This window comes from Flavobacterium sp. FlaQc-30 (assembly GCF_044005885.1).
Classification (GTDB): Bacteria; Bacteroidota; Bacteroidia; order Flavobacteriales; family Flavobacteriaceae; genus Flavobacterium.
Genome location: NZ_JBIPCO010000002.1, coordinates 482,440 through 502,506, shown reverse-complemented (window position 1 = coordinate 502,506; position 20,067 = coordinate 482,440). Strand labels below are relative to the sequence as shown.

Genomic DNA, 20,067 nt, shown 5'->3' with positions numbered 1-20,067 from the left:
AAAACGAAGTAAAAATGAAAAATTCAAAAAATAACATCACAATCAAAAGTCCTAAAAAAGGACTTTTGATTACTGCATTACTTATTGCACAATTCGGCTTTAGCCAAACAAATCCTAATGCAGAATTTAAAGGTGTAATTGGCAAAACTTTAGCCGAGTCTAAAGAATATTGGTCTGATCCCGTAAAAGCTCCAAAAGGTGCACCAAACATTGTTTGGATATTATTAGACGATGTAGGTTTTGGAGCGTCAAGTGCTTTTGGCGGATTAATTCAAACTCCAACATTTGACAATTTGGCTAATAATGGTTTGCGTTACACGAACTTTCATACTACAGCAATTTGTGCTCCTACCCGTGCGGCATTATTAACGGGAAGAAACTCTGCAAGAGTTCACGTAAGCGGTTTTTCTCATACCGTAATGTCAGCAGGATTCCCAGGCTGGGACGGACGTATTCCATCTGATAAAGGAACGATCGCAGAGATTTTACGCGATAATGGTTATAACACATTTGCAGTTGGTAAATATGGCGTTACTCCAGATGAAGAAGCTACAGATGCTGGACCATTTGACAGATGGCCGACAGGAAAAGGTTTCGAACATTTTTACGGATTCTTAGGTTCGCAAACCGATCAATACAATCCCGATTTAGTAGAAGATCAGGTTCATGTTAAACCTGACGGACGCCATTTAAGTGAGCTAATTACGGATAAAGCAATCAGTTATATTCAAAAACAACAAAAAGCAGCACCCGGAAAACCATTCTTTTTATACTATGCACCGGGCGCAGTTCATGCACCACATCAAGTTGCTGAAAAATGGAGCGATGCATACAAAGGTAAATTTGATGAAGGTTATGACGCTTACCGCGAAAAAGTATTGGCTAACCAAAAGAAACTAGGAGTTGTTCCTGCAAATGCCGCTTTGCCAGAGCGTAACCCGTTAATCACAGATTGGAAAAAACTAACACCAGATCAAAAGAAAGTATATGCTAGATTCATGGAAGTATATGCAGGTTATTTAACCTATACAGATTATGAAATTGGAAGAGTTGTAAATTATTTAAAAGAAAGCAACCAATTAGACAATACTTTGATTTTTGTTGCCATTGGAGATAATGGAGCTAGTAAAGAAGGGACTTTGCAAGGTACAATTAATCAAAGTTTATTCTCTCAAGGAAAATCTGATGAGCAAAATCTGCAAAGCAACTTAAATAATATTGGAGAAATTGGAACTGCAAAAGGTTTAAATACCAATTATCCATTAGGATGGGCACAAGCCACAAATGTTCCTTTTAAAAACTGGAAACAAGACGCACAATCTGAAGGAGGAACTCGTAATCCGCTTATTGTATTTTATCCAAACGGAATTAAAGACAAAGGCGGTATTAGAAATCAATACAGCCACGTAACCGATTTGCTTCCAACAACTTTAGACATTGCCGGGATAAAAGCGCCAGAATATATTCGTGAAATTAAACAGGATATTATTCAAGGTTCATCATTTCAAGCTTCTTTAGACAATCCAAAAGCCGAGTCGCTGCACAAAGTTCAATATTATTACATTTTTGGAAACAGAGCCATTTATAAAGACGGATGGAAAGCTGCCGCAGCACATTTACCAGATTCATTTGCTTTGAAAAGTTCTTTAGGCAAAAATGAAAAACCAGAACCAAGTAATTTCGACAATGATGTTTGGGAATTATACAATCTGAACGAAGATTTTAACGAGCGTAATAATCTCGCAAAAAAGTATCCAGAAAAATTAGCCGAGCTTAAAAAACTATTTGATGAGCAGGCAAAAGAAAATAATCTTTATCCGCTGATTGACTGGCAGGATGTTTTTAACCGCAGAATTCATAACAACGGTCAAGACAAAGGCAAAACCTTGCAGGAACTTGCTAGAAAAGCAACGCAATCAGGTTCTGGAGCAACACATTAAAAATAGTAATCAGGTCTTTTTACCAAACAAAAAGACCTGATTCAATTTTGAAATCAAAAAAATAAAACAGCATGAAACGAGTAGATTATATCATTATAGGAAAAAAGATTGTCGTAGGCACAATCCTATTTTTAGTTCCGCTGGCAATATTAGCCGGAGGACTGGCAGTAATTAATCAATTTTTAAAATAAAAAATCATGGCAGCAGTACAAAACTCAAAGCTAACAAGAGATTTAGCCATCAGCCTTTTGTTATACACATTGCCCGTTTTGGCAATATATTTATATTTCAAGTTAAGTAATAATCCGGTAACGGAATCGCATCTTACGGTACCTTCATTTCTAGAATTTGCAAAACCCGCATTCGCCAATATCCGAACTTGGGGACTAACGGTTTTCATGCTTGTTCTGGGAGTTATAGAATTTACAGCGGGTTTATATGACGATCAATGGACGGGTGAAGAACGCAAAATTGATATTGTTTCTTTCTTGGCTCCAAAACTACTTTTACCTCCTATTATTGCCTTTTTCAGCTTAACCGTTTTACCTTTTTTAATTCCAAATCTCGAAAACTCATTATCATGGGTTCCGTTTTGGGGCGCATTTTTCTTAATTGCCGTAGCTGATGATTTAACGCAGTATTGGTACCACAGACTTCATCATCAAGTACCTTTTTTGTGGCGTTTTCATAGAACACATCATTCCGCTCCTTATATGGGAATGGCGATGCTTTCTAGACAAAACTTCATTTATACAGTGTTTTTCTCTCAGATATATTTAACCGCAACTTTAACCTATTTAGGTTTAGGATTACCCGCTTTGTTTGTCTTAGTAATAAAAAGTTTTATCACACTTGGCGCACACTCAAGTATTGCTTGGGATAAACCGCTTTACAAATACAAAGTGCTTCATCCTATTGCTTGGGTTTTAGAACGATTAATTTCTACACCTGCTACACATCATGCACATCATGCAGATACGAGCGGAGACGGCATTGGACATTTTAAAGGAAACTTTGGGAATATGTTTTTCATTTGGGATGTCATTTTTGGAACTGGATTAATTACCCGAAAATTCCCAAAATCGTACGGAATCAAATCCTATAAACAAGAAGAATGGTATGCACAGTTTTTATGGCCGATATTCAAATCTAAAAAAGAAGGAAGCGCTTTGGCAGAAGGAGTTTTATCTGTTCCGTTAAAACCAAAACCTGTTTTAGCTGCAGATACTCCTGCTCCAATTTTAGAACAAGTTCAATCTTAAGAAAAAAAATTAAGCGGTGCATTCAAAATTTAAATTGAATACACTGCTTACTTTTTAAAACTACTGATTATGAAAAATAAAACATTAAGAAACAGCATTGTAGCTCTATTATTACTTTTTACCTTTATAGGGTTTTCACAAAATAAAAGTTCAAACACTATTTCGTTAGAACAGTTTTATGCAAAAATTAAAGCCGAAAAAAATCCGCAGATAATCGATGCAAGAGGTTCTGATGAATTTGCTTTAAATCATATTATTGGCGCCGTAAATTTTAATCTGGAATCAAAAGATTATACTGAACAAATAGCAAAACTAGATAAAACAAAACCTGTATTTACCTATTCTATTGGTGCAGGAAGAAGTGTTTGGCTCGCTGATGATTTATTAAAAAAAGGTTTTAAGGAAGCTTATAGTTTAGAAGGCGGAATTGCAAACTGGATTGGTAACGGAAAACCTTTCTTTTCTAATTCTAAAAGCAAATTAACACTCGCAGAATACAAAAAAATTATTGCCGAAAACAAAGATGTTTTAGTGGATATAGGTTCCGTTTATTGTGGTGCCTGCAAAAAAGTAAAACCAGTTTTAGAAACTATTAAAGCACAATATGGCAATACTTTAAAAATCGTAGAAATCGATCTTGAAGACAGCCCGCAGGTAATTGCCGACTTAAAAACAATAAAAGTTTTCCCTACTTTGATTTTATACAAAAACGGAAAAATTGTATTTAAAAAAGAAGGTTCCGCCGATTTGAAAAACGATGTTGATGCGGCTTTAGCTTCTAGATAATATTTTTTAACACATAGAAACATAGATTTAAAATTCAGCTTAAAGATTATTTAAAGAAATCACGATTTCTTCACATAATGCTATGCATTTTATTTCAAGTGAAACACCTTTTTCCAGCACTCTAATACTATGTTTCTATGTGTTTAAAAACAATGTTTTCAAACTTCAAACAGCATTAAAAACTAACCTTATGGCAACCTATAAAAAAACAACCAAGATTATACTATCCATTTTAATAGTGCTTCTTATTTTCGCAGCCTTTTTATTCTGGCCCATCAATACAGATGGAACTCTAATACAACCAGACAAAAAACTGCTTGAAGGAAAAACAAACTTTCTAGCTGAAAAAGTTCCAGCAGACAGCACTTTAAAAAAGCCAAATATCATTATTCTCCTTGCAGATGATTTAGGAAAATATGATATTTCGTTGTACGGAGGAAAATCTACACCAACTCCAAATATCGATTCTCTGGCAGCGTCAGGAGTTACATTTCAAGACGGTTATGTTTCCGCTTCTATTTGTTCGCCTTCGCGTGCGGGAATTTTAACTGGGCGTTATCAGGAACGTTTTGGACATGAATATCAACCCGGAGATCGTTATCCTAAAAACAACTTAGAATATTATGGTTTTAAATATTTAATCAACACCAATAACTGGCGGTTAAATGCAAAAATAAACTATCCAAATGAAGCTTCGATAGCCACTCAAGGTTTACCACAATCTGAAATTACATTTGCCGATCTTGCCAAAAAACAAGGTTACAGCACCGCAATTATTGGTAAATGGCATCTTGGACACAACAAAGGATTTTTTCCTTTAGATCGTGGTTTCGATTATCATTACGGATTTTATCAGGCATTTTCACTTTACACTCCCGAAAATGATAATCCAGATATTATTAACCATCATCACAAAGATTTTACAGATAAAATGATTTGGGGAAAAGGCCGAGTTGGTATTGGACAAATTCGTCGTGATACTACAATAGTTCATAATAAAGCGTATTTAACAGAAACTTTTGCAGATGAAGCCGAAGCTTTTATTGATAAAAATAAAACGAAACCTTTCTTGCTTTATGTTCCGTTCAATGCGCCGCACACGCCATTTCAAGTTCGTAAAAAATATTACGATCGTTTCCCAAATGTGAAAGACGAAAACAAACGTGTTTATTTTGCTATGATCAGTGCGCTTGATGATGCCATAGGAAGAATTAGAGCAAAAGTAAAAAAAGAAGGTCTGGAAGATAATACACTAATCTTTTTTGCCAGCGATAATGGCGGAGCCGATTATACTTTTGCCACTACAAACGCCCCATTAAAAGCAGGAAAGTTTTCTCATTTTGAAGGCGGAGTTAATGTTCCGTTTGCACTTTCGTGGAAGGGAAAAATCAAACCGCACACAATCTATAAAACTCCTGTAAGCACATTAGATATTTTTAGCACGATTGCCGCAGCCATACATTCAGATTTACCCAAAGACCGAGTTTATGATGGTGTTGATTTAGTAAAAACGGTAAATGAAAACAAGATCGCACACAAAGATTTATACTGGCGTTCCGGCGATGCAAAAGCCATAAGAAGCGGCGATTGGAAATTGATCATAAGCGGAAAAACACATGAAAAATGGCTTTATAATCTTGCTTCAGATAAATCGGAGACAAAAGATCTCGCTCAGCAAAATCAGCAAAAAGTAAAAGAATTAGAAAATGCTTTACAAAACTGGGAAAAGGGTTTGATAAAACCTTTATGGCCAAATCTAACTTATTACGAATTTGATTTTGGAAAACAAAAATACTTTGTCGATTTGTAACCTATAACCAAAACCAAAATTTAGATGTCCTAACCGGTTTTAAAAACCTGTTAAGCGTTTAGAATCAATAACACATAAATACCTAACAGGTTTTAAAAATCTGTTAGAATAATAAAATAAACAATGTCAACCCAAACCAAAACATTCACCATTCACGAAGATTGGACCGTCGTTATTCTCGGATTTATAATAATCGGACTTTCGCTTTTTGTTTTTCTACCCGAAGTTCCCGTTTTCAAATGGTCAAATCAAACCGATTTACTCGCTGATGTCTTCGACGCTGCAAATCTCAAAATCCTCTTATTTCAATTTTTATATCTCATTATCATTGGAGCATTTGGAGCATTTTTAATTGGGAAATCAGTAAAACATTTTCTGTTAGGATTTCCAATAGTTTATCTATTAACCGTTATTGCGCTCATTATTGCTGGAAATACCGAAGTAAAAGGACTTAATCTCGAAGCCGTAATTTTTAGTTTAATTATTGGTTTAGCCATCAGCAATTTTTTTAAACTTCCCGATTGGTTCAAATCAGCACTTTCTACTGAAGTATTTGTCAAAATTGGATTGGTTTTATTAGGAACCAGCGTTATTTTTTCAGACATTTTAAAAGCAGGTTCTTTAGGATTAATTCAGGCTCTAGTAGTCGTTTTATCCGTTTGGTATTTTGCTTTTTGGCTGTGTAAAAAACTAAAAGTCGACGACGAATTAACAATGATGATTTCGAGCGCAGTCTCGATTTGTGGAGTTTCTGCAGCGATCGCGACCTCGGGTGCCATCAAAGGCGATTCAAAAAAGCTTTCTTATGTCATTTCGATTGTATTGGTAACCGCAATTCCAATGATGATTTTTATGCCCATAATTGCCAAATATTTCAATTTTCCCGAAGAAGTTACGGGAGCATGGCTGGGCGGAAGCATCGACACCTCGGGCGCAGTTGTCGCTTCGGGATCATTAGTTGGCGAAACCGCTCTAAAAATCAGCACTATTGTAAAATTCTCTCAAAACGTATTATTAGGAATCGCTGCTTTTGCAATCTCTGTATATTGGACTTATTCGCATAATTCTTCGGCTGAAGCTGCAGCATCTAAACCAACATTAAAAGTAATCTGGGAACGTTTTCCTAAATTCGTAATTGGCTTTATTGCAGCGTCTTTACTTTTTTCTTTCCTGCTTACGGCCGAAACTAGAGATGAAGTAAAAGACAGTTTAAAAAATCTGCAGGGAATTTGGTTTGCCCTAGCTTTTACAAGTATTGGTCTCGAAACCAATTTTAAAGATTTATTAAACAACAACAGCCGAAAACCTTTATATGCCTTTTTGATAGCACAATTATTCAATATTATTATTACGCTGCTTATTGCCTTTTTACTGTTTAGTAAATGATTTAACCCTAAATACCTATTTTTTTAAACACATAGAAACATAGTTTGGATTGTTTATAAAAGTCGTTTCACTCAAAATAAAACATATAGCCAATAATAAAAATAATATCCATTATTGTCATCGCCAAGCCTAACAGAATGAACTAACTAACATGAATTTAAACATTATCAAAGTTTCACCTGCCATTTCCAATGCATTAAAATATCAACTCAAATGAAAAAAACAATTATTACATTAAACCTGCTGTTCGTCGCAGCAGCTTTAGTTTCGGCACAAAACAAAACAACTCAAGAAGCTACAAAACCCAATATTATTTTAATAATGGTTGATGATATGGGCTATTCTGATTTAGGAAATTATGGTTCTGAAATTAAAACACCCAATCTGGATAAACTCGCCAGCGAAGGTTTGCGTTTACGCGAATTTTACAATAACTCGATTTGCGCGCCAACGCGTGGTTCGTTACTTACGGGACAATATCAGCACAAAGCCGGAATGGGATTTTTTGATGTCAATTTAGGACTTCCTGCTTACCAAGGTTATTTAAATAAAGAATCATTGACTTTAGGAGAGGTTTTTCGTTCCGGCGGTTATAGCACTTTACTTTCTGGAAAATGGCACGTAGGATCTGAAGATCAATCGCAATGGCCAAACCAAAGAGGTTTTGATAAATTTTATGGTATTTTAAAAGGTGCTTCAAACTATTTTGATACCAAACCGCTGCCATTTGGAAAAACGCCATATCCTGTAAAATTGATTCGCAATAATGAAGAATTACATCCAAAAGATGATTCGTATTATTTTACAGATGAAATAGGAAATAATGCTGTCACTTTTCTTGATGAGCAAAACAAAGAGAACAAACCCTTCTTTTTATATCTCGCTTTTACAGCTCCACATTGGCCTTTACAGGCAAAACCGGTTGATATTGCCAAATACAGAGGAAAATTTGACGAGGGCTGGGATGTTTTAAGAGAAAAAAGAATTGAAAAACTTAAAGCAAACGGAATTTTACCTGCCAATCAAACCGTTGCTCCTAGAGATCCAGAAGTTCCTGAATGGAGTAAATTGTCGTATGATGAAAAACAATTTTGGAAAGCAAAAATGGAGGTTTACGCTGCTATGGTTGACAACATGGATCAAAATGTTGGAAAAGTTTTAAATAAGTTAAAAGCTTTAAAAAAGGATAAAAACACTCTAATTATTTTCATTTCAGACAATGGTGCGCAAGGCGGTTTTAATACTTACAATCCGTTAGGGCGAGGTTTAGTTCGAAATGACGGGCCGGTTGGAACTTCTGGATCGTTTGATTATCAAGAGCAAAACTGGGCTTACTTGTCGAACACACCACTACAGCAGTATAAAAACAATATGCATGAAGGCGGTTTTAGTTCGCCGTTTATCGCTTGGTATCCATCAAAAATAAAAGCGGGACGAATCGATAAAGGAACAGGACATATTATTGACCTTGCTCCTACTTTTTATGAATTGGCTGGGATTACTTATCCAACAGAATACAATGGCGTCAACTCAAATCCGTTAGCGGGGAAAAGTTTGCTGCCCGTTTTGTTCGACAATGTTTCTGAAGTAAATCGCGGTGCTCCATTATTTTGGGAAAGAGCTGGAAACAGAGCGGTAAGAGACGGAAAATGGAAACTGGTTTCGACATATCCTGCCTATCAATGGGAACTTTATGACCTTGAAACAGATCGCGGCGAAACAAATAATGTAGCACAACAAAACCCCGGAATTGTAAATGATCTTTCCGCAAAATATTTTGACTGGGCCGATAAAACAGGTGTTGTTGAATACAGTAAGTTTAAATTAAAAACAGAAGTTATGCCTGGCGGTGCAGCTTTGAAAAAATGATTTTTAAAATTAAGAACAGCTTGCGTCTAGTTTTTCCAGCACATAGAACTTTTATTAATTAATTTAAAGATCAGAATAGCAATTTTCGCATTTCATAAAACATTAAAAGACAGAAAAATAAGTAAAAAAAGATCTCCCAAACTTATTTTTTTGTCTTTTTTTATTTTAAATATTTTATTTTTAAAAACCTATAAATCAGATAATTAAACACAAACCCTTATCATTTTATAAGTATCTGTTTTCTAAATATTTAAATAAAATTTAAAAAACTTTTGGTTTTTATTATATTAAATTTAACTTTGTCTATAGAATTAGTAGAGTTTAAAACTATAAACAACTGTATTTTGAAAACAACCGTTAGCATATCATCTTTTATTCTTCCTAAAAAGTATACCTATAACACTTTTCGTTATATGTGCTTCTGTTGTTAATTCTTCATAAACATTTCGTTTTTAATTGTTTTTTCCACAAAACCTTAAAAACAATTTTCTTAAAGCCTTAGGTTTCTTACTGACATTATTTAATCGTTTTGATTCAATATTTTTTTGCATCAATAAGGATTGCTGTATCATAACCATAAATCATCAAAATAATAACTAACACCAACAAACATGACAAAAAACAACCATTTCAACTACACGTAAATACGTTTCTGCGGCAACAGAAATGAGACGGAATTAAAGAATATTTATCACTAAAATAAAACAATGTAGACAAGGGTTTAAACGAACCTCTTTGTGCATTTTTTAATTACAAAAACCTATTACCAAGAATGAAAAAAAGTACAAAACTTATTTTATGGATTAGCATTTTGTTTATCTCAGTTGGAATTAAAGCTCAAAACACAGAGCCTACAATTCAATCTAAACTAAATGGAACCATAGTCGATCAAATAACCAATCAGCCTGTTATAGGTGCTTCTGTAAACATTAAAGGAACCACTCACGGCGTAGAAACAGATTTAGACGGAAAATTCTATTTTCAAACAGGTCAAAAATTTCCTTACACATTACAAATCAGCTATATCGGATATCTTCCTAAAGAAGTTGTAGTAGACGGAAGTCCAATTGTAATAAAACTGACTGAACAGGTAGAAAAATTAGACGAAATTGTTGTTGTAGGATACGGAACTTCGGCAAAAAAAACCTTTACAGGTTCTACTGCAAAAATCGATGCTAAACAAATAGCAAATCGTCCTGCACAAAGTTTTGACCAATTATTGGGCGGTCAGGCATCAGGACTAAATATTGTACAGCCAAGCGGTTCGTTAAACAATACTCCAGTTATTAGAATTCGAGGAATAAACTCTATCACCAGTTCGTTATATCCGCTTATTATTGTTGATGGAGTAACCGTATTTACAGGAACTGCAGGCGGAGCAATTGGCAATAATCCATTATCAGATATTAATCCGAATGATATTGAATCTATCGATGTTTTAAAAGACGCATCGGCGGCGGCAGTTTATGGTTCACGTGCAGCAAATGGAGTTATTGTAATTACTACTAAAAAAGGAAAAAAAGGAAAAGTAAATATCAATTATGATGTTTGGGTAAGCTGGAACAAAGCCAATAATTTACCAAAACTTTTAAACGCTCAGGATTATGTAACCATCAAAAATGAAGCTAGAACAAATGCGGGACTTACACCTGGTTTTGCTTTAGGACAAAATGCTGACGGATCTACACAAGAAACTAATTGGTATGATGTTGCTTATCATACAGGTGTTTCTCAAAACCACAACTTGAGTTTTTCTGGCGCGACAAATTCTACCAACTATTTTGTATCGGCAAACTATTCAGATCAAAATGGTATTTTGAAAACTAACGAATTTAAAAGACAGGGAATTCGATTAAACTTTGAGCAAAAAGTAACTAATTCGTTTATTCTAGGAACTAATTTCTCTTATAATAATACGCTTAATTCAGGACCAAACTCCGGTTCTTCGACTCCCAATTCTGTTGCTTCTTCATCTGGAAACAGTGTTAATACACAATACATAGGATTACAGCCGCTTGGAAGACTTACTTATATTTTGCCATCAAACGTTTCAGTTTATAATGCTGATGGTTCGTACAACATAAATCCAGCCAACGGAAATATTGGATATGGTCCAAATAGTCCATCATTAGGCGTTTTTAATGCTTACAACCTACAGACGATTTTAGATTTAGACAAAAATACTTCTGAGAACAATACTTTTATCGGAAATGTTTATGCAGAACTTGAAATCCTTAAAAACTTAAAATTTAAGACCGTTTACGGCATTAATAATTTTGTTGTCGAAAACAAAGAATTTAGAAATCCTTACAGCGGTGACGGTTTTTCAACCAAAGGAGCGGCTACCAATTCGAACACAAAATACCAAAGATCAAACTGGACTAATACACTTACCTACTCTATTGTATTTAACGAAAAACATAATTTAAAAGCGCTTTTAGGACAAGAAAAAAATGTTAGAACAATTGATGGATGGGGAGCAATAAAAACAGGACTTACAGATCCATTTTTTACCAGTTTTCAAGGCGGATTTACAACTATAAGCCCTGGTGTTTCGGTTCAAACTGAAAATGTTTTGCTTTCTTATTTCAGCAGTGTTGCTTACGATTATGACAAAAAATATTTACTGAATCTTAACTTCCGAAGAGACGGATTATCAGCATTGGCAAGCGGCAATAAATGGGGAAATTTTGGAGGTGCTTCGGTGGGATGGAATATATCTGAAGAAGATTTTTATAAAAACTCGTCTATCAAAGAAGTGCTGAATGCCTTTAAAGTGCGTGCCAGCTACGGAATTGTGGGTAACAGCGAATTGAACGATTATGCTTCGTTATCGCAATATACAGCAGGAACTTATGCAGGAGTACCTACTCTTAACTTCTCTCAATCTGGAAATTCTAACTTAAAGTGGGAAACCAGCAAAAAGTTTGATTTTGGAGTTAATTTGGCTTTATTCAATAATCGAATTACTATTGAAGCAGATTATTACAAAAACAATATCAACGATTTAATTTTAAATGCTCCTCAAGCGTTATCACAAGGAATCCCAAATAACTCTATTGCTGCAAACGTAGGTTCTCTTTACAATAAAGGTTTTGAGCTTACTGTGAATGCAAATATTATTGATGATAATGATTTTCAGTGGAATGCGAGTTTGAATTTATCTACGATCAAAAACAAAGTTACTTCTCTTGGAGGATACGGTGATATTTATCCAACAGCTTTGAGCACTTTCGGAATCCAGAATATTACTAGAGAAGGTTATTCGGTAGGTTCAATTTTTGCGGTTCCAACAACTGGCGTAAATCCTGAAAACGGAAACCGAGTTTATGTAAATGCAAATAACGAAGAGGTGCAATACAATGCACTTACAAAAGCTTTTACCTATTTAAACGGTACTGCAGCTCCTGCCATCGACAACTATCGTGACGGACGTATTCAAGGCCCCTCCTTACCAACTTATTATGGTGGTTTGAACAATAATCTATCTTATCGAAATTTCGATTTAACGATTGGACTTACTTTTTCTGGAGGAAACAAATTGTACAACGGTACAAGATCTACTTTATCAGATCAGCGCTTTTTTAACAACGGAACTTTCATAAAAGACCGTTGGACAACACCGGGACAAGTTACCGATGTTCCAAAATTAGTGTATGGCGATAGTTTTTCTGGAGGTTTCTCATCAAGCAACTCAGCTTATGTTGAAGACGGATCGTATTTAAAACTTAAAAACATCATTTTAAGTTACAGAATTCCAGTTAAAAATGAATTGATTAATAAATACATCTCATCGGCAAAAGTATATGCTCAGGGATCAAATTTATTGACTTGGACTAAATACAGAGGTTCAGATCCTGAGATTTCAATAAACGGAAATTCAATTAATTCTGGAAAAGATCAAAACGTGCCAGCTAACTCATCTGTATTTACATTAGGTCTTAATGTAGGTTTCTAGGCGCTAATTAATTATACCATTAAATAAAAACATCATGAATTTCAATTATAAAAATTATAGAAAAAGCATCACAAAAGCCTTTATTATTACTCCATTTATAGCCCTATTATTGGCAGGATGCAGTGATGATTCTTTAGATACGGTGCCAGAAACAAGCATTTCTACCGAGACCGCTTTTAGTACACCAGCCAAGATTTTAGCACAAGTAAATGGACTTTATGCACAATTCAGTAATCCGTCATTGTACGGCGGCCGATTCATTATTTTTAATGAACAGCGAGGAAATGAATTTAGCCAAAATGACGGAAATAACTCAACTGGTGCCAATGTTTGGAATCAGTCTATAACCTCATCTGGAGATTTTGTAAACTCCGTTTGGAGCGTTGCTTATACGGCGATCAATTTTTCGAATATTCTAATCGATAATTTAGCAAACACAACTGTTGTTACCGACGATTTACGCAAAAATTATATTGCCGAAGCCAAGTTTATCAGAGCCATTTCGTACTTAAGTTTAGTGCAGACTTATGCAAAACCTTACGCTCAAAATAGTGCTGCGCCAGCGCTTCCGCTGCGCTTAAAAGGAAACACATCTGGCGGACTTAATGACTTCGCTTTTAGCTCGGTTGCCGATGTTTACACTCAAATAGTAAAAGATCTTGACGAAGCCGAAGCTGATTTGCCAGAAAGTTATTCAACTGCAATTCTTAACGCTTCGCGAGCACATAAAGCCACAGCGATTGCCTTAAAAACAAGAGCCTATTTGAGTAAAGGTGATTATGCAAAAGTAGTTTCAGAAGCAAGTAAGATTGTACCGCAGTCGGCACCTTTTCAATATGTATCAGGAAGTTTAACACATCGTTTAGAGCCCAATATTGCAACTGTTTTTGGAGGTCTTTATGTAGGCAGCGAAGCGATATTTACCATTCCGTTTACAACTGCCGCAGAAGCACCAGGTTTACAAAGTGCTCTAGGACCAAATTATTTAACTCCAGTTCTTTATTTTAATAGTGCTGGAATTATTGCAAATGATGTTTTTGCTTCGCCAACCTCAACAGATGCTAGAAAAGCTTTAGTAATTACCAATTCAACTGGTCAGAAACTGCTAAACAAATTCAAGAAAAACAGCGCTCCTTTTACTGATTTTGTACCGGTTATTAGATACGCCGAAATCATATTAAACTATGCCGAAGCCGCTGCGCAGAATAACAATCTTCCTTTGGCTAGAACTTTATTATCTGCTGTACGAAATCGTTCTGATGCCGCCTATGTTTTTACAACTGGTGTTGCGACAAAAGACGAATTGATTGCCACTATTTTAACGGAAAGAAGAATAGAATTAGTTGGCGAAGGATTCCGTACACCAGACTTATTGCGACGCGTGCAGACTCTTCCAGGAAAAACAGGAAATGCAGGTGTAGCTCCAGAAGTGCTGCCAACAGCAGGCAATTATGTTTGGGCAATTCCTAGTAATGAATTGGCTTATAACAAACTGGCTCCAAGATAAAAAAACACTTTAGAAAATATCAATAAAAAAATAACGAAATGAAAAATAATTTTAAATATCTGGCTGTAATCTTCGCTTCGACGATTATTACCGCTCAACAAAAAAATACAGCTGATAAGGTTTTTATCAATGGAAATATAATTACTGTTGATGCCAAAAACAGCACAGCACAAGCCGTTGCAGTAAGTAATGGAAAAATTCTGGCAGTTGGCAGCAATAGCGCAATTGAAAAACTAAAAGACAAAAAAACAATTGTTGTTGACTTAAAAGGCAAAACTGTGGTTCCCGGATTTATTGACGGACACAGCCATTTTATGGGATTATCAAGATCGACTACTGTAAATGTAGGTTCACCGCCAATGGGTACAGTTAAAAACATTGCCGATTTGGTAAGTCGTATTCAGGATTTTCAGAAGCAAAAAAATATCGCTCCAGGCGAATGGATTGATGCTTACGGATACGATCAAGACCAATTAGAAGAAAAAAGACATCCTAATAAAGAAGATCTTGATGCTGCATTTCCTAATAATCCCGTAACGATTACGAACATCAACGGGCATATGTCTGTTTCAAATTCTTATGCTTTAAAAATTTCAGGAATCGATGCAAGTACTCCAAACCCAGCCGGCGGTGCCATCGAAAGAAAAAAAGGCACAAATGAACCTACAGGTTTATTACAAGAAAATGCCAGTAGATTATTAAAAAGACCTGCAAAACCAACACCATCTTTAGAAGAGCAGATAAAAAGTTTAAATGAACAGCAATTATTTTATGCAAGCAATGGTATTACCACAGCTCAGGATGGATATACAAGTTATGAGTCACTGCAATTATTGCATAAAGCAGCCGAAAAAAATGCTTTGTTTATTGATATTGAAGCATTACCTGGCTATCCAACTTTAGAAAAAGTACTAGAAAATCCTGAGTTTAAATTTGGTATACTGAAAAATCACTTAAAACTAGCAGGAACAAAAATGATTGCCGATGGTTCTCCACAAGGTAAAACAGCTTTTTTTAGTAAATCATATTTAGTAGAAGTACCAGGTTGTAATCATGATCAATGTACAGGTTTCCCAAACATTACACAAGATCAATTTAATGACCTTGTAATTAAAGCTTTTCAAAACAATGTTCGTCCGTTTGTGCATTGCAACGGAGATGCGACCATCGATATGTATTTAAAAGCAATCGAAAATGCTAATAAATCTTTAAATACAAACAGTAACGATCGCAGACCCGTAACTATTCACTCACAATTTGTACGACCAGATCAATTAGACGGCTACAAAAAACTGGGTATAATTGCCGCTTTATTTAGTAATCACGCCTTTTTTTGGGGAGACGTACACGTTCGCAACTTAGGTCCAGAAAGAGCAAACTTCTTAAGCCCTTTAAAAACAGCTATTAAAAAAGGAGTTGTAGCTACAAACCATACTGATTATCCTGTTACACCGCTAAACCAATTGTTTTTGCTGTGGACATCTGTAGAAAGAAAATCACGTTCTGGACAAGTTATTGGTCCTGACGAACGCCTTACTCCTATCGAAGGTTTACGCGCTATTACCATAAACGGAGCATATCAATATTTTGAAGAAAACAGCAAAGGTTCTATAGAAACTGGAAAACTAGCTGATTTAGTGGTTCTTTCTGATGATTTAACTAAAGTTGAACCTTCTAAAATAAAAGACATAATTGTTTTGGAAACGATTAAAGAAGGAAAAACAGTTTTTAAAAAATAACCATTTAAAACTTAAAAAAATGAATCTCATCAACATTAATCCTGCACCAGCTGTATCAATGAGAACACCAAAAAAGTCTTCTGAATTTTTCTGGTTTAGTGAAACTGATACAATAAACTCACAAGATAAAAAGAATACAAAAATAAAAAAGAGCTTAAAAAAGAAGAAAAAAAATGATTGAGGGAAAAATTGAAACTGTCGCCATTAGAACACCCGAAAGAGTCGCAGAGATTTCTTGGTTTAATGATATTATTGGCGGCGATACAGAATATTTAGGCATTTTAGACAATGATCGTCGCAGCAGCTACGAGCATTGCCGTGACATTACGCTGGAAGCTGAAAAATTAGGTTTCAGCAATATTTTATATCCATCTGCTTATACTGTCGGTCAAGACGGATTGGCTTTTGCGGCAAGTGTTGCGCCCGAAACCAACAAGATTGCATTTTTGCTAGCAATTCGTACCGGCGAAGTACATCCGCCCATGTTAGCGCGAGCCATTTCTTCGCTGGATCATATGCTGAAAGGAAGACTGATTTTGAATATCATTAATTCTGATTTACCCGGAACACGCGAAGATCCGAATGTAAGATACCAAAGATGTTCTGAAGTAATTCAGATTTTACAGCAAGGCTGGACGCAAGACCGAATCTCTCACAAAGGCGAAATTTATCAGTTTGATCTGCCTTCTGATCCTGTAAAATCGTATCAGCAAAACGGTGGTCCGTTATTGTATTTTGGAGGAACTTCACCTGGTTCCAGAGCTGTTTGCGCCAAACATTGCGATGTGTTTTTGACTTGGCCGGAATCTGAAGAATCGATGTATGCCACTCTTAAGGAAATGAGCGAACGCGCTGCTGCCGAAGGAAGAACTATTGATTTTGGATTAAGAATACATGTAATTGTTCGTGAAACACAAGAAGAAGCAAGAGCTTACGCCAAAAAACTGATTTCAAAGTTTGACGAAAAACGAGGTTTAGAAATTAGAAGCCGTGGTGAAGATTCACGTTCATTAGGTGTTTTAAAACAAGACGAATTAAGAGAAACTGCTGATGACGATGGTTATGTAGAGGATATTTTATGGACAGATATTGGTAAAGTTTTTTCTGGCTGCGGAAGCGGTTTAGTTGGAAGTGCTGATCAAATTATAGAAAAACTAAATCGCTATATGGATATGGGTTTTCGTTCTTTCATTTTCTCAGGATTTCCTTTGATTGAAGAAGCTAACTATTTTGCAAAACTAGTTTTACCCCGTTTACCAAATGCCTCTTTACCGCATTTACAAGGAAGAATTCCGCAAGAAACACCTACAACACCTTTAACCAATGCTGAATTGGTTTAGTTATAAAAATAAAATTTAGAATGTCTGAAATAGAAAAAAAACAAGAATACAAAAGAGAACTCGGTCTTGCCGATGCAGCCTTATTGGTTGCCAGCGGAATGATTGGTTCTGGAATTTTTATTGTGAGTGCTGATGTTACCCGAAACGTAGGATCAGCAGGATGGCTTATTTTAGTTTGGCTCATTGGCGGTTTCATGACTTTGATCGCTGCGGTAAGTTATGGCGAGTTGAGCGGTATGTTTCCTAAATCTGGAGGTCAATATGTTTATTTAAAAGAAGCTTACAATCCGCTTGTGGCTTTTGTTTACGGCTGGAGTTTATTTACGGTTATTCAAACAGGAACAATTGCCGCAGTTTGTGTTTCGTTCTTTAAATTTCTGGCTTACTTTTTTCCGTTTTTTAGTGAAGATCTGATTGCTTTTAGAATTGGAGAATCGTTTACAATTTCTCCGGCACAGCTCTCCTCTATTGTCTTGTTATTTATTCTGACTTATATAAATACCAAAGGTGTAAAACTAGGAAAGGTCATTCAGAAGTTTTTTACAGGAACTAAGTTGATCAGCTTATTAGCATTAATTATTTTCGGATTTATATTTTTTAAACCCGAAATCTGGCAGACAAACTGGACGAATCCATTTCATCTTCAAAAGCTAAATCCTGACGGCACTTTTTTACAATATACGAATACACCAGCATTTTGGGGTGCAATAGCTTCGGCATTAGTAGGAACGGTAATTAGTTACGACGCATGGAACAATGTAACTTTTGTATCTGACGAAATAAAAAATCCAAAACGCAATATTGGTTTGAGTTTACTTCTAGGAACTGCAGTTGTAACCCTAATTTATGTTTCATTAAATGTAATGTTTACCGCTGTTTTACCTGTTGAAGCTATTGGAACACCAGAAAAAGATCGCGTTGGAATTGCGGCTGCGCAGGCTATTTTTGGTTCAAGCGGAACTTCGATTATTGCCTTAATGATTTTAATTGCTTCGTTTGGTTGTGCTAACGGAATGATTCTATCGGGCGCAAGAGTTTATCAAAGTATGGCAAAAGACGGTTTGTTCTTCAAAAAAACGGCGATATTAAACAAACATTCAGTTCCTGCAAATGCCCTTTGGATACAGTTTTTTATGGCGGTAATTTTGAGTTTAAGCGGACGTTACGGCAATTTGTTAGACATGATTTCCTTTGTAGTGGTTTTGTTTTACGTTATCACTATTGCCGGAATTTTTGTGCTGCGTATTAACAAACCTAAACACGAACGTCCTTATAAAGCTTTTGGATATCCGTTTTTGCCCGCCATTTATATTCTTTTAGGATCAGCTTTTTGCATTTTATTAATCATTTACAAACCTACTTACACTTGGCCAGGATTGATCATTGCAGGAATTGGAATACCTGTTTATTATATAAGAGAGAAATTTTCGACACCTAAAAACTCAGACATTTAGCCTATTTTAAAAGTACAAATTCAGATTAGTTGATTTCTCGTAAATGTTAGTTACTAACCAAAAAACACTTTATTATGAATTCATTTTATCAAGAAATAGCAAAACAGCATCAGGAATTACTAATACTTCCAGAGAAGAAATTAATCCACCTGTTTATTGATGACTTATTCGTCATTTTGTTTTCAAATACGTCAAAATCATACGAATCTGAAGCTACAATTAAATACAAATTCAATCAATTGAAAAAGCGTTTTGATGAATTAGTTCAAGATTTTTCGCAAAGAAACGATCCTGATAAAGAGCAGACACTGACTTTTTTTAACGCCATACCGCATTTGCATAAAAAGACGATAAATGATGCTTTAAGCATTTTTACAAAAGATCCAGCCGCAAAATCGCTCGAAGAAGTATTGTATTCTTATCCCGGCTTTTTTGCAATTGCGATATACCGATTTTCACATCAATTATGGAAACAGGATTTAAAGCTTTTGGCAAGAACTATCTCAGAATATGCACATATTAAAACCAGTATAGAAATTCATCCGGGCGCACAAATAGGAAATGATTTTGCAATTGACCACGGAACTGGAATTGTTATTGGCGAAACCACAATTATTGGCGATAATGTACAGCTTTTTCAAGGTGTTACGCTGGGTGCTTTGAGTGTAAAAAAAGAAGATGCTTTCATTAAAAGACATCCAACTATTGAGAACAATGTTATTATTTATTCGAACAGCACCATTTTGGGCGGACAAACGGTTGTAGGAAGCGATTCGATCATTGGCGGAAATGTCTGGCTTACTTATACTGTCCCGTCAAATTCAATCGTATATCACAAAAATGAAATTAAAATAAAAGACAATAATTCGATCGTATTTAGTGAATAACCGATTCATAAACACTGTATATCAATAATTTAAAAACAATTTTACTATAAATTAAATCCAATTTATTTTGAGTGCTTTTATTTTTAATCTAAATTTATATATCAAATTAAAAAATGTTTCTAAACATCT

General features: G+C 35.3%; 12 protein-coding genes. All 12 read left to right on the top strand.

Features of this window, described 5'->3' with window-relative positions; genetic code table 11:
- Positions 1–14 precede the first annotated feature (14 nt).
- Complete coding sequence (locus tag ACHRV0_RS07385) at positions 15–1,940, top strand: arylsulfatase (RefSeq protein WP_395440385.1); 1,926 nt, start codon at positions 15–17, stop codon at positions 1,938–1,940.
- A gap of 197 nt (positions 1,941–2,137) precedes the next feature.
- Positions 2,138–3,202, top strand: a complete 1,065-nt coding sequence (locus ACHRV0_RS07380; RefSeq protein WP_332575040.1) for a sterol desaturase family protein — start codon at positions 2,138–2,140, stop codon at positions 3,200–3,202.
- A gap of 69 nt (positions 3,203–3,271) precedes the next feature.
- Positions 3,272–3,988, top strand: coding sequence for a thioredoxin domain-containing protein (locus ACHRV0_RS07375; RefSeq protein WP_395440384.1), 717 nt, complete (start codon positions 3,272–3,274; stop codon positions 3,986–3,988).
- A 190-nt stretch (positions 3,989–4,178) separates the two neighbouring features.
- Entirely contained in the window at positions 4,179–5,798 is a 1,620-nt protein-coding gene (locus ACHRV0_RS07370) for a sulfatase-like hydrolase/transferase (RefSeq protein ID WP_395440383.1), read from the top strand.
- 123 nt (positions 5,799–5,921) lie between these two features.
- Positions 5,922–7,184: a YeiH family protein gene (locus tag ACHRV0_RS07365; protein WP_395440382.1), complete on the top strand. Its 1,263-nt coding sequence runs from the start codon at positions 5,922–5,924 to the stop codon at positions 7,182–7,184.
- 213 nt (positions 7,185–7,397) lie between these two features.
- Positions 7,398–9,053 carry an arylsulfatase gene (locus ACHRV0_RS07360; RefSeq protein WP_395440381.1) on the top strand — a complete coding sequence of 552 codons (1,656 nt, stop codon included), beginning with the start codon at positions 7,398–7,400 and terminating at the stop codon, positions 9,051–9,053.
- A gap of 772 nt (positions 9,054–9,825) precedes the next feature.
- Entirely contained in the window at positions 9,826–13,011 is a 3,186-nt protein-coding gene (locus ACHRV0_RS07355) for a SusC/RagA family TonB-linked outer membrane protein (RefSeq protein WP_395440380.1), read from the top strand.
- A gap of 34 nt (positions 13,012–13,045) precedes the next feature.
- Positions 13,046–14,518 (top strand): RagB/SusD family nutrient uptake outer membrane protein, encoded by a 1,473-nt coding sequence (locus ACHRV0_RS07350; RefSeq protein ID WP_395440379.1) that lies wholly within the window; start codon positions 13,046–13,048, stop codon positions 14,516–14,518.
- A gap of 38 nt (positions 14,519–14,556) precedes the next feature.
- Entirely contained in the window at positions 14,557–16,257 is a 1,701-nt protein-coding gene (locus ACHRV0_RS07345; RefSeq protein ID WP_395440378.1) for an amidohydrolase, read from the top strand.
- A 173-nt stretch (positions 16,258–16,430) separates the two neighbouring features.
- Positions 16,431–17,597, top strand: coding sequence for an LLM class flavin-dependent oxidoreductase (locus tag ACHRV0_RS07340; RefSeq protein ID WP_395440377.1), 1,167 nt, complete (start codon positions 16,431–16,433; stop codon positions 17,595–17,597).
- Positions 17,598–17,617: 20 nt separating this feature from the next.
- Positions 17,618–19,051 (top strand): APC family permease, encoded by a 1,434-nt coding sequence (locus ACHRV0_RS07335; RefSeq protein ID WP_129024794.1) that lies wholly within the window; start codon positions 17,618–17,620, stop codon positions 19,049–19,051.
- A gap of 74 nt (positions 19,052–19,125) precedes the next feature.
- A complete protein-coding gene (gene epsC, locus ACHRV0_RS07330) occupies positions 19,126–19,938 on the top strand; it encodes a serine O-acetyltransferase EpsC (protein WP_129056390.1) in 813 nt (270 codons plus the stop codon).
- The last annotated feature ends 129 nt before the right edge of the window (positions 19,939–20,067 follow it).

What these genes read in the sequence shown, in the direction of transcription:
- ACHRV0_RS07385 (WP_395440385.1), top strand. Translation starts at nt 15, where the DNA reads ATGAAAAATTCAAAAAATAACATCACAATCAAAAGTCCTAAAAAAGGA.
- ACHRV0_RS07380 (WP_332575040.1), top strand. Translation starts at nt 2,138, where the DNA reads ATGGCAGCAGTACAAAACTCAAAGCTAACAAGAGATTTAGCCATCAGC.
- ACHRV0_RS07375 (WP_395440384.1), top strand. Translation starts at nt 3,272, where the DNA reads ATGAAAAATAAAACATTAAGAAACAGCATTGTAGCTCTATTATTACTT.
- ACHRV0_RS07370 (WP_395440383.1), top strand. Translation starts at nt 4,179, where the DNA reads ATGGCAACCTATAAAAAAACAACCAAGATTATACTATCCATTTTAATA.
- ACHRV0_RS07365 (WP_395440382.1), top strand. Translation starts at nt 5,922, where the DNA reads ATGTCAACCCAAACCAAAACATTCACCATTCACGAAGATTGGACCGTC.
- ACHRV0_RS07360 (WP_395440381.1), top strand. Translation starts at nt 7,398, where the DNA reads ATGAAAAAAACAATTATTACATTAAACCTGCTGTTCGTCGCAGCAGCT.
- ACHRV0_RS07355 (WP_395440380.1), top strand. Translation starts at nt 9,826, where the DNA reads ATGAAAAAAAGTACAAAACTTATTTTATGGATTAGCATTTTGTTTATC.
- ACHRV0_RS07350 (WP_395440379.1), top strand. Translation starts at nt 13,046, where the DNA reads ATGAATTTCAATTATAAAAATTATAGAAAAAGCATCACAAAAGCCTTT.
- ACHRV0_RS07345 (WP_395440378.1), top strand. Translation starts at nt 14,557, where the DNA reads ATGAAAAATAATTTTAAATATCTGGCTGTAATCTTCGCTTCGACGATT.
- ACHRV0_RS07340 (WP_395440377.1), top strand. Translation starts at nt 16,431, where the DNA reads ATGATTGAGGGAAAAATTGAAACTGTCGCCATTAGAACACCCGAAAGA.
- ACHRV0_RS07335 (WP_129024794.1), top strand. Translation starts at nt 17,618, where the DNA reads ATGTCTGAAATAGAAAAAAAACAAGAATACAAAAGAGAACTCGGTCTT.
- epsC (WP_129056390.1), top strand. Translation starts at nt 19,126, where the DNA reads ATGAATTCATTTTATCAAGAAATAGCAAAACAGCATCAGGAATTACTA.